Annotated in this window: 21 protein-coding genes and 2 pseudogenes; 6 read left to right on the top strand and 17 right to left on the bottom strand. The window is 70.8% G+C overall.

Going from position 1 to position 18,934, the window contains the following annotated elements; translation table 11 throughout:
- Positions 1–195: 195 nt before the first annotated feature.
- The 10 genes from V2S66_RS33630 to V2S66_RS33675 form a co-directional block, all read right to left on the bottom strand.
- Positions 196–2,007: a complex I subunit 5 family protein gene (locus V2S66_RS33630; protein ID WP_330800791.1), complete on the bottom strand. Its 1,812-nt coding sequence runs from the start codon at positions 2,005–2,007 to the stop codon at positions 196–198.
- A 4-nt stretch (positions 2,008–2,011) separates the two neighbouring features.
- Positions 2,012–2,359, bottom strand: coding sequence for a sodium:proton antiporter (locus V2S66_RS33635; RefSeq protein WP_330800793.1), 348 nt, complete (start codon positions 2,357–2,359; stop codon positions 2,012–2,014).
- A complete protein-coding gene (locus tag V2S66_RS33640) occupies positions 2,359–3,111 on the bottom strand; it encodes an MnhB domain-containing protein (RefSeq protein WP_330800794.1) in 753 nt (250 codons plus the stop codon). The genes V2S66_RS33635 and V2S66_RS33640 overlap by 1 nt, the downstream gene beginning before the upstream one ends.
- On the bottom strand, positions 3,108–3,431 hold the full coding sequence (locus tag V2S66_RS33645) for a Na(+)/H(+) antiporter subunit B (RefSeq protein WP_330800796.1): 324 nt from the start codon (positions 3,429–3,431) through the stop codon (positions 3,108–3,110). The genes V2S66_RS33640 and V2S66_RS33645 overlap by 4 nt, the downstream gene beginning before the upstream one ends.
- A gap of 11 nt (positions 3,432–3,442) precedes the next feature.
- On the bottom strand, positions 3,443–3,739 hold the full coding sequence (locus V2S66_RS33650; protein ID WP_330800797.1) for a monovalent cation/H(+) antiporter subunit G: 297 nt from the start codon (positions 3,737–3,739) through the stop codon (positions 3,443–3,445).
- Positions 3,740–3,794: 55 nt separating this feature from the next.
- Positions 3,795–4,160: an MrpF/PhaF family protein gene (locus tag V2S66_RS33655; protein ID WP_330800798.1), complete on the bottom strand. Its 366-nt coding sequence runs from the start codon at positions 4,158–4,160 to the stop codon at positions 3,795–3,797.
- The gene (locus V2S66_RS33660) at positions 4,157–4,636 is read right to left on the bottom strand and encodes a hypothetical protein (protein ID WP_330800799.1); all 480 of its coding nucleotides are present in this window, start codon (positions 4,634–4,636) and stop codon (positions 4,157–4,159) included. Before V2S66_RS33660 ends, V2S66_RS33655 begins: the two co-directional genes overlap by 4 nt.
- A gap of 272 nt (positions 4,637–4,908) precedes the next feature.
- A complete protein-coding gene (locus tag V2S66_RS33665; RefSeq protein WP_330800800.1) occupies positions 4,909–5,334 on the bottom strand; it encodes an IMP dehydrogenase in 426 nt (141 codons plus the stop codon).
- 220 nt (positions 5,335–5,554) lie between these two features.
- Positions 5,555–6,007: a hypothetical protein gene (locus V2S66_RS33670; RefSeq protein WP_330800801.1), complete on the bottom strand. Its 453-nt coding sequence runs from the start codon at positions 6,005–6,007 to the stop codon at positions 5,555–5,557.
- Positions 6,008–6,099: 92 nt separating this feature from the next.
- Positions 6,100–6,573 (bottom strand): hemerythrin domain-containing protein, encoded by a 474-nt coding sequence (locus tag V2S66_RS33675; RefSeq protein ID WP_330800802.1) that lies wholly within the window; start codon positions 6,571–6,573, stop codon positions 6,100–6,102.
- Positions 6,574–7,198: 625 nt separating this feature from the next.
- On the opposite strand from V2S66_RS33675, the gene V2S66_RS33680 reads away from it, so the two are divergent.
- The 4 genes and pseudogenes from V2S66_RS33680 (at position 7,199) to V2S66_RS33695 (ending at position 10,896) form a co-directional block, all read left to right on the top strand.
- Positions 7,199–7,465 (top strand): DUF4235 domain-containing protein, encoded by a 267-nt coding sequence (locus V2S66_RS33680; RefSeq protein ID WP_330800803.1) that lies wholly within the window; start codon positions 7,199–7,201, stop codon positions 7,463–7,465.
- A 97-nt stretch (positions 7,466–7,562) separates the two neighbouring features.
- Positions 7,563–8,267, top strand: coding sequence for an HAD family hydrolase (locus V2S66_RS33685; RefSeq protein WP_330800804.1), 705 nt, complete (start codon positions 7,563–7,565; stop codon positions 8,265–8,267).
- Positions 8,268–8,354: 87 nt separating this feature from the next.
- A complete protein-coding gene (locus V2S66_RS33690; protein WP_330800805.1) occupies positions 8,355–9,317 on the top strand; it encodes a TIGR03557 family F420-dependent LLM class oxidoreductase in 963 nt (320 codons plus the stop codon).
- A gap of 222 nt (positions 9,318–9,539) precedes the next feature.
- Positions 9,540–10,896, top strand: a pseudogene (locus tag V2S66_RS33695) (aminotransferase class I/II-fold pyridoxal phosphate-dependent enzyme).
- Between the two features lie 45 nt (positions 10,897–10,941).
- Here V2S66_RS33695 and V2S66_RS33700 read toward each other — a convergent pair.
- Entirely contained in the window at positions 10,942–11,292 is a 351-nt protein-coding gene (locus V2S66_RS33700) for a DUF3140 domain-containing protein (RefSeq protein ID WP_330800806.1), read from the bottom strand.
- Positions 11,289–11,528, bottom strand: a complete 240-nt coding sequence (locus V2S66_RS33705; RefSeq protein WP_330800807.1) for a hypervirulence associated TUDOR domain-containing protein — start codon at positions 11,526–11,528, stop codon at positions 11,289–11,291. The genes V2S66_RS33700 and V2S66_RS33705 overlap by 4 nt, the downstream gene beginning before the upstream one ends.
- 595 nt (positions 11,529–12,123) lie before the next feature.
- Here V2S66_RS33705 and V2S66_RS33715 point away from each other — a divergent pair.
- Complete coding sequence (locus tag V2S66_RS33715) at positions 12,124–13,101, top strand: YihY/virulence factor BrkB family protein (RefSeq protein WP_330800808.1); 978 nt, start codon at positions 12,124–12,126, stop codon at positions 13,099–13,101.
- Positions 13,102–13,296: 195 nt separating this feature from the next.
- Here the strand turns inward: V2S66_RS33715 and V2S66_RS33720 are convergent, their stop codons facing one another.
- The 4 genes from V2S66_RS33720 to V2S66_RS33735 form a co-directional block, all read right to left on the bottom strand.
- Positions 13,297–14,283, bottom strand: coding sequence for an SDR family NAD(P)-dependent oxidoreductase (locus tag V2S66_RS33720; protein WP_330800809.1), 987 nt, complete (start codon positions 14,281–14,283; stop codon positions 13,297–13,299).
- Positions 14,284–14,310: 27 nt separating this feature from the next.
- Entirely contained in the window at positions 14,311–15,501 is a 1,191-nt protein-coding gene (locus V2S66_RS33725) for an alcohol dehydrogenase catalytic domain-containing protein (protein WP_330800810.1), read from the bottom strand.
- Between the two features lie 282 nt (positions 15,502–15,783).
- Entirely contained in the window at positions 15,784–15,945 is a 162-nt protein-coding gene (locus tag V2S66_RS33730; protein WP_330800812.1) for a hypothetical protein, read from the bottom strand.
- Positions 15,946–16,169: 224 nt separating this feature from the next.
- On the bottom strand, positions 16,170–16,415 hold the full coding sequence (locus V2S66_RS33735; RefSeq protein WP_330800814.1) for a hypothetical protein: 246 nt from the start codon (positions 16,413–16,415) through the stop codon (positions 16,170–16,172).
- A gap of 924 nt (positions 16,416–17,339) precedes the next feature.
- On the opposite strand from V2S66_RS33735, the pseudogene V2S66_RS33740 reads away from it, so the two are divergent.
- A pseudogene (locus tag V2S66_RS33740) lies at positions 17,340–18,473 on the top strand (IS630 family transposase).
- Positions 18,474–18,492: 19 nt separating this feature from the next.
- On the opposite strand, the gene V2S66_RS33745 reads toward V2S66_RS33740, so the two are convergent.
- Positions 18,493–18,876, bottom strand: a complete 384-nt coding sequence (locus V2S66_RS33745; RefSeq protein WP_330800815.1) for a hypothetical protein — start codon at positions 18,874–18,876, stop codon at positions 18,493–18,495.
- Positions 18,877–18,934: the final 58 nt, after the last annotated feature.

Genomic DNA, 18,934 nt, shown 5'->3' on the forward strand with positions numbered 1-18,934 from the left:
CGCGGGCGCGGCAGGCGTGGGAGCCGGGCGCGGGACGCTGCGCGACGCCGCGGTCGGGGGCCCTGCCGAGGTCCCTGTCGAGGGCTCGGTCGAAGTGACCCGGCCGGAGCGGGAACCCGCGCCCGCACCGCAGCAGGACCAGCGCTGACGGGCGCTCCGGGCCGAAAGCTCCGGCGGTGACACCGCCTCTGCGGTTCAGGTCTGTGCGGCGATCACCGCGCACAGGGCCGCGACGCCCAGCGCGAGCCAGGCGAGGTAGTCGCCGAGGTGCCCCGAGTGCAGGCGGCGCAGGCCCCGGGCGGCCGCGCGGAGCGTGCGGTGCTGGGCCGGCGGGCGCCGGGTGGCGAGAACGGCCAGCAGGACGGCCAGCGCCGCGGACAGGACGCCGAGCAGCGCCCCGGTCGCGGTCCACACGTCAGGCACTGGCACGCCGCTCGCGCCTCGCGCCGCCCCAGGGGTCAGGACGGCTGCACGGTACGCGGCCGGGTCGGTGAAGGTGCGGGCGCCGGACGCCAGCGACGCCGCGACCGCCGGCACACAGCCGAGCAGCGCGGTCCCCACGAGCAGCGCCGCCGGTACGGCGACCATCATCGGCGGCACCGAGCGCCGGGGCCCGCGGATCTCCGGCTCCTCCCCTTCGCCGGAGGTCTCCTGCGCGTCCGCACGTCGGCGGGGCGCCACGCCCACGCCCCAGAAGACGCGCAGCGCCGCCCGCAGCACGGCGGCCCCGGTGGCCGCGGAGGCGACCACAAAGACGGCCGGCAGCCAGGGCTGTTCGTGGCCTGCGGCGTCCTCGGTGAGCGCCTTCCCCAGTCCCGTGCCGAACGGCGGCAGTCCGGCCAGGGCGACTGCGCCGACCACGAAAAGCACGCCCACCAGCCGCAGTTCACGCGCTCTGCCGTACAGGCCGTGCTCGTCGACGGACCCGTAGCGGTCCAGGAGCACGCCGGTGAGGCCGAACAGCGCGGCCTTCACGCAGCCGTGCGCGGCCACGTACAGCGCGGCCCCTGCGGCGCCATCGGGGGTGAGCAGCGCGATGCCCACGGTGAACAGGCCGACGTGGCTGATGGTGGAGAAAGCGAGCATGCGTTTGAGATGCCGCTGCTGCCAGCACATGGCAGCGCCCGTCAGGGCGGTCACCACACCCAGCGCGGTGAAGGTGTGGCGGAAGGCGTCATGCGGGATGCCGCCGGGCCCGGAGAAGACCGTCCAGTAGATCCGGGCGATCCCGTAGACGCCCAGCTCCACCATGACGCCGGACAGCAGCATGCACACCGGCGTGGGGGCGACCGCGTGCGCGTCGGGCAGCCAGAAGTGGAAGGGCACCAGCGCGGCCTTGACCAGCATGGCGGTGATCACCAGCACGAAGGCGGTGACGACCAGCAGGTCGGTGTGGTGGCCGGACAGCGCGCGGCCCATCGCGGCGAGGTCGAGCTGCCCGGTGTGGGCGTAGAGCAGGCCGATGCCGAGCAGCGAGCAGTACGCTGCGAAGGAGTTGACGATGCCGAAGGTGAGCGCGCCCTGCAGTGGGCGCGGGTCCTCGATGCGGTAGCCGGTCAGGGCGTAGGCGGTGGCCCCCATCAGCTCGAAGAAGACGAAGGCGTTGAATAGGTCGCCGGTCAGCGCGAAGCCGACCATGCCGGCCTCGAAGAGCAGCACCATGGCCGGGAAGACGCCGACTCGTTCGCCGGACGGTTCGTCGAAGTACCGCCAGGAGTAGACCACGACGGCCAGCACCAGGACGGCGGCGAGCAGCGCCAGACCGGCGCCGGGGCGGTCGGCGACCAGCACGATCCCCATCTGCGCGGGCCAGCCGCCGAGCGGGGCGGCGGCGACGCCCTGGGTGTGCGGCCAGAGCAGCGCAAGGCACACCACGTCGGCGGCGGCGACCGCGGTGGCCAGCGCGTCGCAGCCAGCGCGCGGCAGCAGCCGGCCGCCGACCGCCAGCAGCACCGCGCCGAGCAGCGGGATCGCCACCGCGAGCGGCAGCAGCGTGGTGGCCGACACCCGGTCAGCCCTGCAGCCCGGTCAGCGCCTGCGGGTCCACTGTCCCGTGCCGTTTGCGCAGCTGGACGGTGAGGGCGAGCAGTAGCGCGGTGACCGTCGCGCCCACCACGACGTCGGTCAGGGCGAGCGCTTGGACGACGGGGTCGACCACCGGACGGGAGCCGGGCCGCAGGTCGGAGAAGACCGGGGCGGTGCCGCCTCGCCGGTAGCCGACCGCCAGGAGCAGCACGTACGTCGAGGACTGGGCGACCGCCAGGCATCCGATCGCGTGGATCAGGTTGCGGCTGGTCACCAGCCCGTAGAGGGCGATCAGCACGATCCATCCGGCGGCGAGATACGGCCACGGTCCCATCAGTGGTCCTCCTGTGTCGGCTCGTCGGTCCCGGTGATCTCGACGGCCTGGTCGAGGAAATGGGCCAGCAGCACGATGACGCCCGAGGCCACCTCGACGCCGACCGCTGCGTTCAGCAGCGGGACGGTGCCGCCGGAGGTGATCCGGTTGAAGGTGCCCAGCGGCAGCACGTTCTTCAGGAACGCGCCGCCGGCGGCGAGGCCGGCGGCGCCCATCGCGACGAAGGCGCCCGCAGCGATCGAGTCCGCGACGTCGAGGACGGCGAGTGGACGCACCTTCTCCAGCACCCGGTAGTCGGCGGCGACGTATCCCAGGTGAAGGGCGGTGGCGAGGACGACGCCGCCCTGGAAGCCGCCGCCGGGGCTCAACTGGCCGTGGGCCACGATGTACACGCCGACCACGAGGGCGACCGGCAGCAGGATCACGCCGAACAGGCGGGTGGTGGGCAGCACCCGCTCGGACGCGGCGGGGCGGCGGCGCTCGTCGCGGGCCAGCCGCAGCAGCAGCGTGGCGCTGAGTACGGTCCCGAAGAGGATCGACTCCTCGCCGAGCGTGTCGAAGGCCCGGAGGTCGAAGTTGACCGAGGACACCACGTTGGCGGTGCGGTGCGCGAGCGCCGCTGCCACCGCCCGGTCCCCGTACGGGTGCGAAGCGCCACCGAACGACGGCATCTCGGTGCACGCGACGGCGAAGAAGACCGCGATGACCGCGGCGGCGGCCGCGAACATCAGCAGCCGGGCGCGGGCCGTCACCGCCCGGTCCCCTCGTTCCCGCCGTCCGGGCGGGGCGCGGGGCGGCCGCCGGGAGCGGGGCCGTCCGGGTCCTGGGCGGCGCGTGCCGGCTCCGGCGCCGAACGGCGGGACACCTTGCGGACGGTGAGCAGGATCAGCAGCGGGGTCAGCGCGGTCCCCACGGCCAGTTGCGACAGCGCGACGTCCGGCGCCTGCAGCACCGCGAAGAGCACCGACAGGCCCAGACCCATCGCGGCGAGCACCAGGGCCTGGCGTACCGGCTCCCGGCACAGCACGGCCACCGTCGCGCACACGACGACGAAGGCGAGCGCAACGGCCATCAGCGGCGTGTTCATTCCCGCCCCCGCTCGGAGTCCAGCCACGACGCCTTGCCGATCGCGACGGTCCCCGCGGTGCCGCCGACCGCGAACAGCAGCCCGATGAACACTGTCTTGACGGCGGCGCGCCCCATGCCCTGGTCAACGGCCACCGCGACCGCGATCAGCGGCGCTCCCAGGCAGGACGCCGGGGCCAGCGCGTGCAGCCGCGGGAACACCCCGCCCATCAGGGACAACGCGGCCGCTGACAGCAGGACGCAGGCCACGCCCGTCCACAGCAGCACCAGTACGCACACGTGCGCGGCGGTCATCCGCTCGCCTCCTCGGGTCCTCAGCTCGTCGGGTCCGCCGGACGCCGGCCGCCCGTCATCCGTTGCCCGGCGACAGGTCGGCGCCGCCCTGCCCGTCATCGGGGCCGACGCGGCTGCCGGCGTCGGCGTCCCTGCCGCTGCTGGCGTGTGCGTCCGTGCCGGCGTCGTGCGGGCGGCCTGCGACGAACCGGGTGAAGACCAGCGTCCCGGCGGGCGCGAGCACCGCCAGCACCAGCGCGAGGTCCTGGTAGCTGGACCGGCCGTACCCCTGCGGCAGCACCAGGAACACCGCGCCCACCACGGTCGACAGCAGCGACACGGCGGCCAGCCGCCGCACCTCCCGCCCGTGCGCCGCGCCCCACAGGCACAGCGGCGCGGCGCCGGCCAGCAGCACCAGGGCCGCAGCCGTCCAGGCGTTCACCGCTGACCGCCCTCCTCGGTCAGCGCGCGCTCCACCGGGCCCGGTTCGATTCCCAGCGCGTGCACCTCTACCAGGCCGTCGTCGGTCGCCCGCACGACGCAGGTGTCGGCCGATGCGGCCATCACCAGACCCGCCCAGCCTGCGCCGGTGCCCTCCCGCATCGCCGTCCGCCGGAAGGCCGGTGCGCCCGACGCCGGACGGCCGCCGGTACGCCTCGACCAGCCCAGCATTGCGGCAGCCAGGAGTCCGCAGCCCCGCAGCAGCGACCACGGGAGCAGCGCGAGCGCGCGGGCGGCGCCGCCGGTGCCGCCGAGGGTCGCACCGGCCGCCAGCCGTACCCACCGCGCGGCCAGCGCCGCACCGGCGGCAGCGGCGACGGCCACTGCCAGCTCGACCGTATTCAGCGGGCCGACGGCGACCACCGTGACCGCGAACAGCACCGCCCACCACGCGCCCACTTCGACTACTGCTGCCACGCGCACCGTGTCCGCTTCGCCTCCCACCGCCGCACTCCCGCTCGCCCTATGCATTCTCGGCCCCGCCCGCCGCGGCGTCCGGCCGCAGCGGCTGCGCGCCACTCGCCTCACCCGGACGGCCGCACGCGGGGCGCGGTCTGCGGGGCGTCTACCCCGCGTGCGCGGGATCAGCCGCGGCTCTCAGGTGCGCCCAGTTGCCGCCCGCGGGCGGGCGGCGGGGTACGCGGAGGGGACGGTCGAGCGCGCCGGACCGGTGGCGTGGGGCGACCGGGTCAGGCGACGGAGTCGGGCGTCTCCCGTACGGCGACGGTGGCGTGGCTCTCCTGGAAGCTCTGCTCGGAGACCACGGTGAGCCGTGCGGTGGACTGGAACTCCTGGACCGTCATCGCGCCGCAGGAGACCATCGTGGACTTCATCTTGGCGATGGTCACCGCGAGGCCCTCGCTGAGGTCGCCCGCGTAGGGGACGTACCCGTCGACGCCCTCCTCGAAGATCAGACCCTGGCCGCCCTGGCCGTAGCGCTGCCAGTTGCGCGCCCGGTTGGAGCCCTCGCCCCAGTACTCCTTGACGAAGCCGTCGCGGGTGGGGAGTTTCGCGCCGGGCGCCTGGTCGAAGCGGGCGAAGTAGCGCCCCATCAGGCCGGCTGGGTGGGCTGGGCGGAGCGGGACGACGAGCAGGCCCGCGTCGGCCTGGCGCACGCCGCCCTCAACGCCCTCGCGATCGCCTGTTACACCGGCTCTTTGGGGATGCGGCTGGCGGGGCGCCGGGCACGAGGGCGGGTACTGGCGCGGGCCGGCCTGACGACCATGTCCGTCAGAGGCGCCCTGGGCGACCACCTGGCGTACCGGCAGGCCGCAGGTGCGAACCACGCCGAAGCCGTCTCCCGCCTCGTGGGCCCGGGATGGCCTACGCCTGTTTTCAGGCGGACGCGGGCGGACGCGCCGAGTGATCGGGATGCCCGTGGGTGCGCCGCTTGTCCTTCATCTCGGCTTCCAGGATGTGGCGCCGACCGTCCGCCAGTTCCCCACGGATCTCCCGCTCCAACCGGCGGAAGGGTTCCATGTAGGTGTCGTCGTAGGCCTCGACCATCTGGAAGGTCCAGTAGCCCGGCAGGACGTTGCGTCCGACGATCTCGCGTTCGAGCCGTTCAGCCTGGAGGGTGTGCCCCGCGGCCCGCAATTGTTGCGCTGCCTCGCTCAGGCGCAGGTCCGCACCACCGGTGAGCTGGTGGAAGTCATACAGCCTGCCGCGCGCCCGTTCCGCGGTTTCCAGTGCCTCCGACAGGACGCCGAGGGCTTCTACCGAAGCGTCACTCATACCTGCGGGCCGCTGGTGTCCTGCTGAGGCCGCAGTCTCGTTGTGCTCGTTCATGCTCCATGCCTTCTCCGCGGACCGCACGCGAATCGCTGCGTGGCGGCAGTAACCAAGGCTAATCATTTCATCTGCTGGGACTTACCCGTCGGCTACTTCTTCGCGCTGGGTACTGCCAGCGGGCTGCGCGGCGCCTTGGCCTTCGCGGCTTCCATCTGCTCGCCGAGTTCCTTGAGTCGGTTGCGCCCCATGGCCTTGCGGACCTCGGGAAACCATTCCTTCTCCTCTTCCTCGACATGGTGCCGGACGTTCTCGATGAGAACCGTCATCTTCGCGTCGAACCGCTCGTCGGAGGCGTCCAGCCCGGTCAGCTCCGACAGTGTCCACACCACCAGATGGTGTTCCTCGACGCTCTCCAGAACGTGGTCCTTCGTCTCCGGAGCGGCTTCCCTGGCGGCGGGATAGAAGATCCCCTCTTCGATGAAGGTATGAACGGTCAGTTCCGCGATTACCTGGTCCGCGATGTCCCTCTTCGTCTTGAGCGCATTGTCTCCCGCGCCCTCGAACTTCTTGAAGAGCTTCTCCACGGTCTTGTGATCTTCCTTGAGCAGAACAATGGCGTCCACGGGGCTCTCCTGAGGTGAGGGGCCGAAGAGGCGGTCGGTGTGTCCCTGCCCTGAATCAATCGGTGTACCGCGGTGCGATCTGTACTTCCACGCGCATAGGCGCTCGATGGGGATGGGAAAGTGTGCAGGGGACGCTGCCCCCGGCGAGTGATCGGACAGCGAGGTCGTGGGCCAACTGCGCTCCGGCGTCGCGCCCGACTTGGTCGTCCCCGACGTGGCCGATCCGGAGATCAGTTCGATCCAGGTCGCGATCGAGAACTGGGACTGCGACCCGGGTGGCAAGGTTCTGCGCATCAGCCCCGGCACCGCACGAAGACGGCGGCTGACGGGCAGGGTGGGGTCAGATTTTCGGGGCACCTAAACAGCCAGAAACGAGCCAGGGACGGAGAACCCCCACCGTGATCAACAAGGGCCGGTCATTTGAAACGACTAGAATCCAGAACGCGCGTGACCAGGCAGAAGGGACTCGCGAGGCATTCGGCGTACCGCTGGAGGCCCTGACGGGCAGAGCCGATGGCGCGACACGCGGTCGTCTCGCGAGCAGGATTCGTCACGTGCTTCTCCTCGCGTTCGCCGCGACCGCAGCTGTGTTCCTGCTGCTCCGAACTCGTGGTGGGGGGCGGGGATGAGAACCTACTCGCTCGCGTACAAGCCGGTCGGGCTGGTGCTCGGTGCCGCCAGCGGGGCGGTGGCCGGCGCGCTGTTCAAACAGGCGTGGAAGCTCGTGGCTCACGAGGACGACGCTCCGGACGCAACCGACCGGGACCGCGGCTGGCAGGAGGTACTGATCGCGGCGGCTGTGCAGGGCGCCCTGTTCGCTGTGGTCAAAGCGGCCGTCGACCGGGCCGGCGCCACCGTCGTGGAGCGGATGACCGGCAGGTGGCCCGGATGACGCCGGTCGCGGAACCGGCCGCCGGGCCCAGGAGCGGCCGTTGTCCGTTCGGTCCGGCCGGGGCTGCGCGGCTGCCAGGACGCGGAGAGGATGAAGCATGACCAAGCCCAAGACACCTGGTGAGGACATCGGCGGGGCCGTGCTATTCGACGTGGACGGCACTTTGATGGACACCGTCTACCTCCACACCGTCGCCTGGTGGGAGGCGCTGCGGCAGCAGGGGGCGCACGTCACCATGGCCCGCATCCACCGGTGCATCGGCATGGGCAGCGACCACCTGCTGGACTCGCTGCTGGGCGAGGAGCACGACCGCGGCGGGGACGATGCGCTCAGCGCCGCCCACGACACCCTCTACGCGCAGTACTGGTCCCGGCTGGCGCCCCTGCCCGGCGCGTCGGACCTGCTGCGGGCCTGTGCGGCGCGCGGTTGGCGGGTGGTGCTCGCGTCGTCCGCCAAGCAGCAGGAGGCGGAGGTGATGATCGACGCGCTCGACGCCGGCGACGCGATCGACGCGGTCACCACGTCCTCCGACGTGTCGTCCAGCAAGCCCGCTCCCGACCTTGTCCAGCGGGCGCTGGACAAGGCCGGGGTCCCGGTCGGCCGCGCGGTCTTCGTCGGCGACGCCGCCTGGGACGGCGAGGCGGCCCGCGCGGCGGGCGTGCGCTGCCTGGGCCTGCTCACCGGCGGCTGGACCCGTAAGGAGCTGGCGGAGGCCGGCATGGAGGCCGTCTACGACTCCCCAGCCGACCTCCTCAACCACCTCGACGACAGTGCCCTCGCTTTCCCACCCGGCCGCGCCTGACGCCCGGCCCCTACCTGCCGTGCAGCCGCACCGCCCCGTGTGCCCGCTCCCGGCGGTGACGGGCGTTCCCGCTACGAAAGGACTGTCATGACCCGCTATGGATACTTCCTGTCCTCGGAGGAGTTCACCCCGCGTGAACTCCTCGACCAGGCCCGGATGGCGGAGGAGGCCGGCTTCCAGGCGCTGGCGGTCTCGGACCACTTCCATCCGTGGAACGACGAGCAGGGGGAGGGCTCCTTCGTCTGGTCCGTGATCGGGGCGCTGTCCCAGGTGACGTCGCTGCCGATCACCACCTTGGTGACGTGCCCGACCGTACGCCTGCACCCGGCGATCAACGCGCAGGCCGCGGCAACGGCCGCAGTGCTGACCGGGGGGAACTTCCGTTTCGGGCTGGGTAGCGGTGAGGCCCTCAACGAGCACATCCTCGGCGGCGACTGGCCGGCCGCGGACGTGCGGCTGGAGATGCTGGAGGAGGCCGTGGAGGTGATCCGGAAGCTGTCCACCGGTGAGCGTGTCACCCACCGCGGGACCCACTACACGGTGGAGAACGCGCGGCTCTACACCGTGCCCTCCGAGCCCGCGCCCCTGTTCGTCTCCGGCTTCGGGCCGCGCGCCGCGGACCTGGCCGGTCGGATCGGCGACGGCTTCGTGACGATGCAGCCCGACTCGTCGCTTGTGGAAAGGTTCCGCCGGTCGGGCGGCGCAGACAAGCCGGTGGTCGGCGGCCTCAAGGTGTGCTGGGACACCGACCGGCAGCGAGCGGTCAAGACCGTGCACCGGCTCTGGCCGAACGAACAACTCCCCGGTGAGCTAGCCCAGATCCTGCCCACCCCCGAGCACTTCCAGCAGGCGAGTTCCCTGGTCACTGAGGAAATGGTGTCCGGCGCGGTCGTGTGCGGGGACCGCGCCGACGACCACGTCGAGGCGGTCGGGGCCTACGCCCAGGCCGATTTCGACGAGGTGTACATCAACCAGATCGGTCCCGACCAGCGGCAATTCTTCGGCTTCTACCGCGACCAGGTCCTCCCGCGCCTCCGCACCGGGGAGTGACTCGAAGAGGGTTATGTGCGGGGATACCGCCGGCGCTCGCGGAGCCGCCGGCGGCGGGGGTCAGCACGGCCAGATGAAGGCCGATGCGTCTGCGCCGATGTGACGCTCGCGGTCGGCGGTCTCATCGCTCGCGTCGAGGCTCTGGCCGGTGGAGGGAGGTAAAGGAGTTTCGCCACTTCTTCGCGAGCCCCGCCCCAGCCGCTCATCAGCACGTGCCGCGCGCTGCCGGGTTCGTCGGAGGGCAACGCGCACCATCATGGACCACTCGAAAGCTCTTCCTGGGAGGTCGTACAGGCCTCCCAGGAAGAGAACCAACTGCCCTTCACCCCGCCGGGTCACAAGCAGGGGCGCGGCGCCGTAGCGGGCATGGACGACCGCGCCTCCTCTCACGGCGTCCTGGAACAGTCCGAGGAGCTGATGGCCGACGCCGTCGGCGCCGACCATACGTTCTTCTCCACCTGTGGCAGCTCCCTGTCGGTGAAGGCCGCCATGCTCGCGGTGGCCGGCCCGCATGAAAAGCTCCTGGTCGGCAGGGAGGCGCACAGAGCTGTCGTATCCGGCCTGATCCTGGCCGGCATCCACCCGTATGGGTCGAGCCCCGATGGGACCCCGACCTGCACATCGCCCACCCTCCGGCCCCGGGCGCCTACGCGCGGCATTCGAGCAGCACCCCGACGTCCGCGGAGCGCTGGTCACCAGCCCGACCCCGTACGGCACCTGCGCCGACATCGCCGCCATCTGCCACGACCGGGGCCTGCCGCTGATCATGGACGAGGCGTGGTGCGCCCACCTGTCCTTCCACCCCGACCTGCCCGCCTGGGCCATGGACGCCGGCGCCGACGTCTGCGTGACCTCGGTCCACAAGACGGGTTCCGGCCTGGAACAGGGCTCTGTCCTCCGCCTCAAGGGCGATCTGATCACCGAGGCGACGCTCGCTTCGCGCGCCGACCTGCCGGGCACCACGAGCCCGTCGGTTCTCATCCACGCCGGCCTCACGGCTGGCGCCGCCAGATGGTCGAGCGAGGACACGACCTCTACGAGAAGACCCTCGCCCTCGCCCGCAACCTGAGGAAGGCCGTCGAGGGCATCGACGGTCTTCACGTCAACGACCGCGAAGATTTCTGCGCCCCAGAGGGCCTACGACATGGACTCCCTCCAAGTGTTCATCGATCTGAACGGCGTCAAGTTCAGCAGCTACGACGCCGCCGACTGGATGCGCCGGCACCACCACATCAACCTGTACCTGTCGGACCACCGCCGGATCAGCGCCCAGCTCACCCGCGCCGACGACGAGGCCACCACCGCACGACTCCTCGACGGCCTGGGCTACCTCATCGCACACGCCGACCTGCTGCGACCCGCGCCGCCCGTCGGCATCCCCGAACCCCGCAATCTGCGCCTCGACCAGGCGGACTTGCTCACCCCCTACCCGCCGGGGATCCCCGCGGCCCTTCCCGGAGAACGACTGAACGAGGCGGTGGTGTACTACCTGCGCAGCGGGGTGCGAAGCGGCATGGCCGTCCCCGACGCCGGTCTCGATATCCTCCGCGTATCGGTCGAGGACTCCCACGCCGACTGACCCGATGACCGGGGGCGGCGCGGCGGACACGCACGCGGGGCAGCGTCACTTCGCCGGGTCGTGTCCCCAGTTCATCAGCGAGTACCTCCAGGTCGTCTCGGTGATCTCCCCGGAGGGCCGCTGGGCGAGGTGCCGGTGGACGTAGCCGGTGACCTTGCGCATATGGCGCTGGTCGCCCGCGTCCAGATCGGCCTTCCTGGTCCGCAGCAGGGTCACGATCCGGCGGCCCGAGGCGTGACCGGTACTCTCCTTGCCGTCCGTGTGCTGCCCGGCCCCGCGCGATTCGTCGGTGTCGAGCCAGCGCTCCAGCTCCGAGGCGGTCATGTTGACCGCGTCGTGGAAGTCACGCAGGGTCTCTCCGGTGTCCTTGCGGCCGGTCTCCCCTTTGCCGGTCAACCGCTCTTCCCTCGCCTCTTGGGTTTTTTGCTCAGGGCCTCCGGTTTGTGGACGGCGGTGCCGCCGGACTTCTCGCTGCGCACCTCGTACTGGGGTTCCTGCGAAGAGGCGTCGACGGTCCGGCCGGCGGCGCGCCCGCGCCCGGTCAGCTTGCGTTTCACGGTGCCGATCGCGGTGCTTCCGTGGCTGCGCCAGCTCACCCGGTCGCCCTCGGATATCTTCGCGTGCTTGGCCATGGTTCCCTCCAGCCCGTCGATTCCCCCTCCTCTCGAGCTACCCCGATTGCCCCTTTTCATCCAGTTGGCCCAGGCTGCCCTCTCACCGCCGTCGGCGGTCCGTAGGGGACTGCTCCCACCACTTCGGCCCGCGCTTCCTCGGCCTGACCTTGCTGGACTCCAACCTCGAAGGCAGCGCTATCAACGGCGGCACCACCGCCGTCCACCAGCAGCTCTTCTTCCGCCTCATTCTTGGCAGCGGCCGCCCCAAGACCGCCGTCAGGGGCCCCTACCCTGCCTCGCCGTGCGCTCATCCGGGTGGTGGCGTGCATGGCGCCCCCGGCGCCAACGCCGCTCGCGCCGCCCTGCCACTCGAACCGCCATCAGCAGCGGACAAAAGCCTCCTGGTCCGGCGCCCACCGACCGACACCTGGCCTCCTGCAAACCGCGCGTATCCCGGGGGATGACCGGCCGGGCCGAGCCGCGGTTGCGGAGTCCGGTCCGCTGCTATCCGATGAGAAGGGTCGGCGTCGCCTACGGGTCGGCGCGCACTGTGAACCGCGGGCGCCGAGCGACTCAAGGGGCTCGGTATGCGGGTGCGCCGGGAGGGTGAACGATGGCGGAGGACAGCCCGGAGCGCGGCGTTGGTGCTCCCGAAGGCGCGCATCGTGCGGAGACAGTGCCCACGAAGCCGTCGAAGCTTGCGAAGGGGGCCTCGCGCGGGATCTTGCGTCGCACTCTCAAGGAGTACAAGACCGACAATCTGGCCGACTTGGCCGCGGCGCTCACCTACTACGCCGTACTGGCGGTCTTTCCGGCGATACTGGCCCTGGTGTCGATTGTGGGACTGCTGGGCCCCTCCGCAGTCGAGTCGCTGACCGACAACATCGCCACCCTCGCGCCGGGGCCGGTGCGCACCCTACTGACCAGCATCGTGAAGCAGGTGCAGAACAACCAGGGGCCGGCAGTGCTCGCCTTGGTTGTCGGCATCGTCGTCGCGCTGTGGTCGGCGTCCGGCTACGTCGCCGCCTTCATGCGAGCCGGCAACGCCGTCTACGACATCGGCGAGGGGCGCCCGGTGTGGAAGACGCTGCCGACCCGCCTCGCGATCACGGTGTTCACCGTCGTCATGCTGGCAGCCATCTCGGTGGGCATCGTCTTCACCGGAAAGCTGGCCCGCAGGACCGGAAGCGTCCTGGGCCTGGGCAACACCGCGGTCACCGTATGGAACTTCGCCAAATGGCCCATCATGGTCGTTTTGTTCGCGCTCGTGGTGGCCATCCTCCACTGGGCGGCGCCGAACGTCCGGCACGGCTTCAGATGGGTGACCCGCGGCAGCCTGCTGAGCGTTGGCCTCTGGCTCGTCGCATCCGCTGCTTTCGCCGTCTACGTGGCCCATTTCAGCAGCTACAACAAGACGTACGGTACCTTCGCCGGCATCATCATCTTTCTCGTCTGGCTCTGGATCTCCAACATCGCATTGCTCCTGGGCCTGGAATTCAACGCGGAGACAGAACGCAGCCAGGCCATCGAGGGCGGCCACCCCTCCGGGGAGGAGCCGTACGTCGAGCCGCGTGACAACCGCGAACTCTGAGGTCTGGGGCAGAGCGCGGCGTCGTGGTGCTGGCCGTGGAGTCGACGAAGTTCTCGCTCGCGGCGAGAAGGGCCGTCCTTCCGGGCTAGGCGCGTCACAAGCCTCCCCGACGACGAGGGCCCACTCCCCCGCGCCGAGCGCTGTCGCTGAGCGACGGCAGCCGGGACGGGGTGGGCCGGCGAAGGCCTGGATTCCCTACTGGTTGAAGCGTGCCGACGCCCGGTCGTTCCACGCACTCCCCCATCTGCGCAGGCGCCCGGTCAGGCCGCCAGCGGGTGGTACGACCTTGCTCCCCTCCCTCAGCCCGCCCTGGCCGGGGGGCGGCTTCGGCAGCGCCCGTGCGGCCAGGCCGGACAGCCGGGTGACGGTGGCGGGTGCGATCCCGTAGAGCACGTCCGCAGCCTTCGCTGCCGGGGTGAGCACGATCCTGGTGCGCCTGCGCCGGACGCCTTCGGCGATGCGGGCAGCGGCCCGCTCCGCGTCCATCGAGACCAGCGGGGTGCCTGCGAGCGCGGAGAACCACGCGAACTCTCGGCCCCTGTCCCCGCCGAACTCCGCGTGCCGGTGGGAACCGGTACGCATCAGACCGGGATGGACCGCGGTGACCGTCACCCCGCCCGCCGCCTCCTCGGCGTGCAGGCCCTCGGCGAGTGCGGCCACCGCGGATTTCGCACACGAGTAGGGCAGCAGGTGGGGCACCGCGAGCAGGCCGCCGACCGAACCGATCAGGGCGAGCCGGCCGCCAGCCCCGCTGCGGCGCAGGTGAGGCAGCGCGGCCAGGGACGTGTGCAGTGCGCCCGCGAAGATGGTGCGCATGGCGTCGTCGAACTCCTCGGCGCCGATCGCCGCGACCGGCGCCACCTGGATGATCCCGGCGTTCGCCACCACGATGTCGACGGCGCCGCACTCGGCCGCGACCGAGGTGAACAGGGCTTCCACTTGGTCGCGGTCGCGTACGTCGCACGCGGCGGTACGTACGTTCCCGGCGCCGACATCGGCACCACGCAGTCCGGCTGCGGCCCGTTCGAGTTCTTCGGCGTCCCGGGCCGCGAGGGTGACGGTGCAGCCGTGGGCGGCAAGTTCGCCGGCGATGAGCAGGCCGAGGCCGCGGGAGCCGCCGGTCACGACTGCGGACAGCCCCGCCACGGACTCGGTGGCGAAGGGCAGACGTCGGAGCGTCATGGCGAAGTTCCTCTCTTTGAGGGCCGTTCAGGGGCGGAGCAACACCTTGATCGCGCCGTCCTCTTTCTTCTGGAACATCGCGTACGCGTCAGGGGCGCTGCCGAGTGGCATGTGGTGGGTGGCGAAGGTGTCCACACCGAGGGGGTCGTCGTCGGTGAGCAACGGCAGGATCTCGTCGCTCCAGCGCCGCACGTTCGCCTGGCCCATCCGCAGGGTCAGCTGCTTGTCGAACATCGTCAGCATCGGCAGCGGGTCGGCAGCGCCGCCGTAGACCCCGCTGACCGAGAGGGTGCCGCCCCTGCGGGCCAGGGCGACCCCCAGGTCGAACGCGCCGAGCCGGTCCACGCCCGCGGTCTCCATGAGCTTCTGCCCCCAGCCCGCGGGCAGCAGGCCGGTTGCGGCCTGGGCGAGTTTGGTGACCGGGTTGCCGTGCGCCTCCGTGCCGACGGCGTCGATGACGCTGTCGGCGCCCCGGCCGCCAGTCAGCTCCTTCACCGCGTCCACCAGCGCGTCCGGGGAGTCGAAGGCACCCATGTCGAGCGCGACCGTACCGTCGAGCTTGGCCCGCTCCAGCCGCTCGGGCACCAGGTCGACGCCGATGACCAGCTCGGCGCCGAGATGGCGGGCCACCCGGCAGGCCATCGCGCCGATGGGTCCCAGACCCAGCACCACCAGCGAGCCGCCCTGGGGCGCATCGGCGTACTTCACCGCCTGCCAGGCGGTGGGCAGCACGTCGGAGAGGAACACGAAGCGGTCGTCGGCCGGCCCCTGGGGCACCTTGATCGGGCCGTACTGGGCCTGGGGCACCCGCAGGTACTCAGCCTGAGCGCCGGGGACCGCTCCGTACAGCTTGGTGTAGCCGAACAGCCGCGCGCCCATGCCGTGCTCGGTGACCTGGGTGGTCTCGCACTGGGTGGGCAGCCCCTTGGCGCACATCCAGCAGGTGCCGCAGGCGATCTGGAATGGCACCACCACTCGGTCACCCGGCCGCAGGTTCGTCACCGCGGAGCCCACTTCCTCCACGACGCCCATCGGCTCGTGCCCGAGAATGTCTCCGGGCGTCATGAGCGGCGTCAGGACCTCGTAGAGGTGCAGGTCCGAACCGCACAGACCCGACGAGGTGACCCGGATGACCGCATCAGTGTCCTCCTGAACGGCGGGATCGGGGACGCTGTCCACCCGGACATCCCGCTTGCCGTGCCAGACGGTCGCACGCATGCTGCCTCGCTTCGCTCGCCAATGGACGACGCGGCGGCTTGACAGGTAAGCCCAAACGGCCGCGTGCGCCCCTCTCGCCACAGCTGCCCCGGACAGATACCGACAAACGACACACAGCGGTCCGGTCCCCATCCAGCGGACGTACGTGCCGACCCGCTACCGCTCAGCGGCCGCCCTCGGCTCGTGCCCGCGGAAGAAGCGCCAGGCTTCTTCCCGCACCTCAGCACTGATCAGGATGTCCACGGCCGGGGAGGCGAGAGCCTTCGCGCCATCCAGCACGGCCTACCGGCTGCGTTCGCTCGCTGCTGCTTCGGCGAAGGGTGCGGTGTGGTCGGAGCCGTCGGCGTCCATGATGGCCAGGAAAGGGTGGATGGCCGGTACCCGGCCGCTGAGGTCTCCGATGTCGGAAAACCCGAGGAAACTGCCGGCAGGAGGCTCCTCCATGACCGTCCCGGTACATCCCAGGCGGCCGGTCGGCGACCTGCTGCGTCGTCGTGCTCGACCCGGACACCGACAGACGTGCGCCGCCGCCGGTCATCCGGCACCGCTGCTCATCGACACCGAAGGCGCCGCGGCATTCCTGCCCGACAGCGGCCAGGGACCGCTGGCCACCGGGGCCACGTACACCGACCACCCCGCATGGGTGCCCGACGGCGCCACCCTGCTGCTTACACCGCCGCCAACGCGGCCAGGGACCGATTGATGCCGCACAACAGCCCGCAGCGCACCGCCGAACGAGTTGTCGCACGACCCTGGAGATCCTGCTGCGCAGCCCTGGCCACAACGACGACGTCACCTTGCTGGCCGCCCACCGCCGCGCCCGGGCGCTCGACCTGCTTCTCGTCCTGCCCGGCAGCCTGCACGACGTCCAGTTCGAACTCGGCCAGTGGCCGCCCTATCCGGCCCGGCACCACCGCCGATATCGAGCGCGCCCTGCACCGACCCGTCACCGTTACCGAAGCGCTCCCTCACACCGGCCACCACCGCCCCGGCCCTGACGATCACCGACCGCCCCGACGCCCCCGGCCTCCTCCAGATCACCGGCACCATCGACACCACCGCCGCCGGGGGCTCACCGACCGGCTGATGGCCGACTCATACAGCGGGCCCCTCGACCTCACTGGTGTCACCCACCTCGGCGGCGCCGGCGTGCGCGCTCTCCACCAGGCGACCGCTTCCATCACGCGCCACGGCCAGCACCTCACCCTCCACGCGCCCGCCGGCTCTGTCGCCGCCTCTGTCTGCGACCTCTCCGCACTTTCCCACCCGCCGAACGCACCAGAACAGGCACACTGACACACCGGCCATGCAGCGCGGTGCCGTCCAAGGTCTCCACCTGCGGGGCCCCTGGGCACCGGCGAGTCGCGGGAGATCAGGACGGCATCAACTCCGACGAGATCTACCGGTCTGTCCCACCTCCCTCTCGTGTTCCCTCCCTACGATTGAGCGGGGAAGCGCTACGGAGCGTGTCCGGTGCCCTTGTCCCGGACCGCGGCCGTCACACACCCTCGGCACCCGACCGCAGGCGCATGCGCGTCAGAAAGTTCCGGCTGTCCGGTGTTCTTGCGCTGTGCGGATCGGTCGAGGCAACTGCATGCCGTCCTTCGGGCAGGCTGAAACGATGAATTCGCCAGGCCCGAACCCCGGACTGCCGACCGCCGAGAGGGGCGGACCGCATGCCGCCGGATCATGGTGATTTTTTGCCTTCGCGGGCGGATAGGACCAGCGGACGGGGACAGGCGATGGTCAACTAGTGCCGCGTCAGGCAACGTTCGCCTTGTTGTGGCGAGCCGTCCGGATGGTGATCCGGGCGGCTCGTTGTGCGTCATGCTGGGCGGATGGCTGAGCGTGTCCGGGTCCGCGAGATCGATGACGACGAGGGGCAGCGGTTGCTTCGGATCATCCGGCGGGGCACCGGGTCAGTGGTGACCTGGAGGCGGGCCCAGATGGTGCTGTTATCGGCCCAGGGTATGAACGTGGCCAAGATCGCCGAGGTGACGTTCACCAGTCCGGACCGGGCCCGGGACGTGATTCACAACTTCAATGCTGACGGCTTCGCTTCGCTCTACCCGAAGTACAAGGGTGGCCGGCCCAAGACGTTCACGCTGCCCGAGCGGCGCGAGATCAAGAAGATCGCCAAGTCCAGGCCGGTCGAGCACGGCCTGCCGTTCTCGACCTGGAGCCTGGTGAAGCTGGCCGACTTCCTGGTCGCCGAGGGGGTGGTCGACGACATCAGCCACGAGGGCCTGCGCATCCTGCTCCGCGAGGAAGGCGTCACCTTTCAATGTCTGAAGACCTGGAAGACTTCGAAGGATCCCGACTACGCGGTCAAGAAGGCCCGCGTCGAGCACCTCTAAGCCATCGCCGACGGCGAGGTCCTGCCTGAGCCCGGCGAACCCGAGGTCGTGTTCTGCATGGACGAGTTCGGGCCGCTCAACCTTCAACCCCACCCCGGCCGCCAGTGGGCTGAACGCGGCGGGAAGCGCAAGGACCCCGACCGCGAGCCCCGACGGCGGCGGCGCGCGACCTACACCCGCCCGCACGGGGTCCGGCACCTGTTCGCCGCCTATGACCTGGGCAAGGACCAGCTCTACGGCCACATCAAGAAGACCAAGAACCGTACCAAGTTCTTGGAGTTCTGCCGCTACCTGCGCTCCCTCCACCCCGCCGGCACGCGCATCGCGATCATCTGCGACAACTACTCCCCGCACCTGACCACCAAACGCTGCCAGCGGGTCGGGACCTGGGCCGCGGCGAACAACGTGGAGATCGCTTACACCCCGACCAACAGCTCCTGGCTCAACCGGATCGAGGCCCAGTTCACCGCCCTGCGCTATTTCGCCCTCGACGGCACCGACCACCCCAGCCACAAGGCCCAAGGCAGCATGATCCGCCGCTACATCATCTGGCGGAACAAGAACGCCGCCGACAAGCGCCTCAAAGCCCTCGTGAGCAGGGCGAACGCCGCCTGACCCGCTACGGCAGGCGGCATCACCACAGGTGCAGGAAGCTCCGCACGTCGTCATAACCGTCGACGGCGCGGCCGTCCACGTCCGTCGGCTCCGCCTCAGCCCGCGCCGCCAGCAACTCCGCCAGCGCCAAGGCTTCATCGCTGAGACGGCCAAAGCGTCGAGCGGTGTGTCCCAGGCACAGGCCGGCCAGCCCCAGCAGCGGACTCCCCGGCACAGCCCGCGTCCCGACCTGCACGCACCAGAACTCGACGAAATCCGCGTCGTCGTCGTTCAACGCAGTCCCGACCAGAACTCCCGCCGCCTCACCCTCTGCCGAGCGGTCACGAAGAGCCTGTTCCAGTGTCTCGACCACCACCGCATGAGGGAGCGCAGGAGGGTTCTCGAAGCCCAGATGAGAATGCACCCCGCGAGCCTACGCGGCATGCATTAGCGAGACAGGGCGAACGTTGCCTGATGCGGCA

The sequence above is a fragment of the Actinacidiphila polyblastidii genome, from assembly GCF_036353415.1.
Lineage (GTDB): Bacteria > Actinomycetota > Actinomycetes > Streptomycetales > Streptomycetaceae > Actinacidiphila > Actinacidiphila polyblastidii.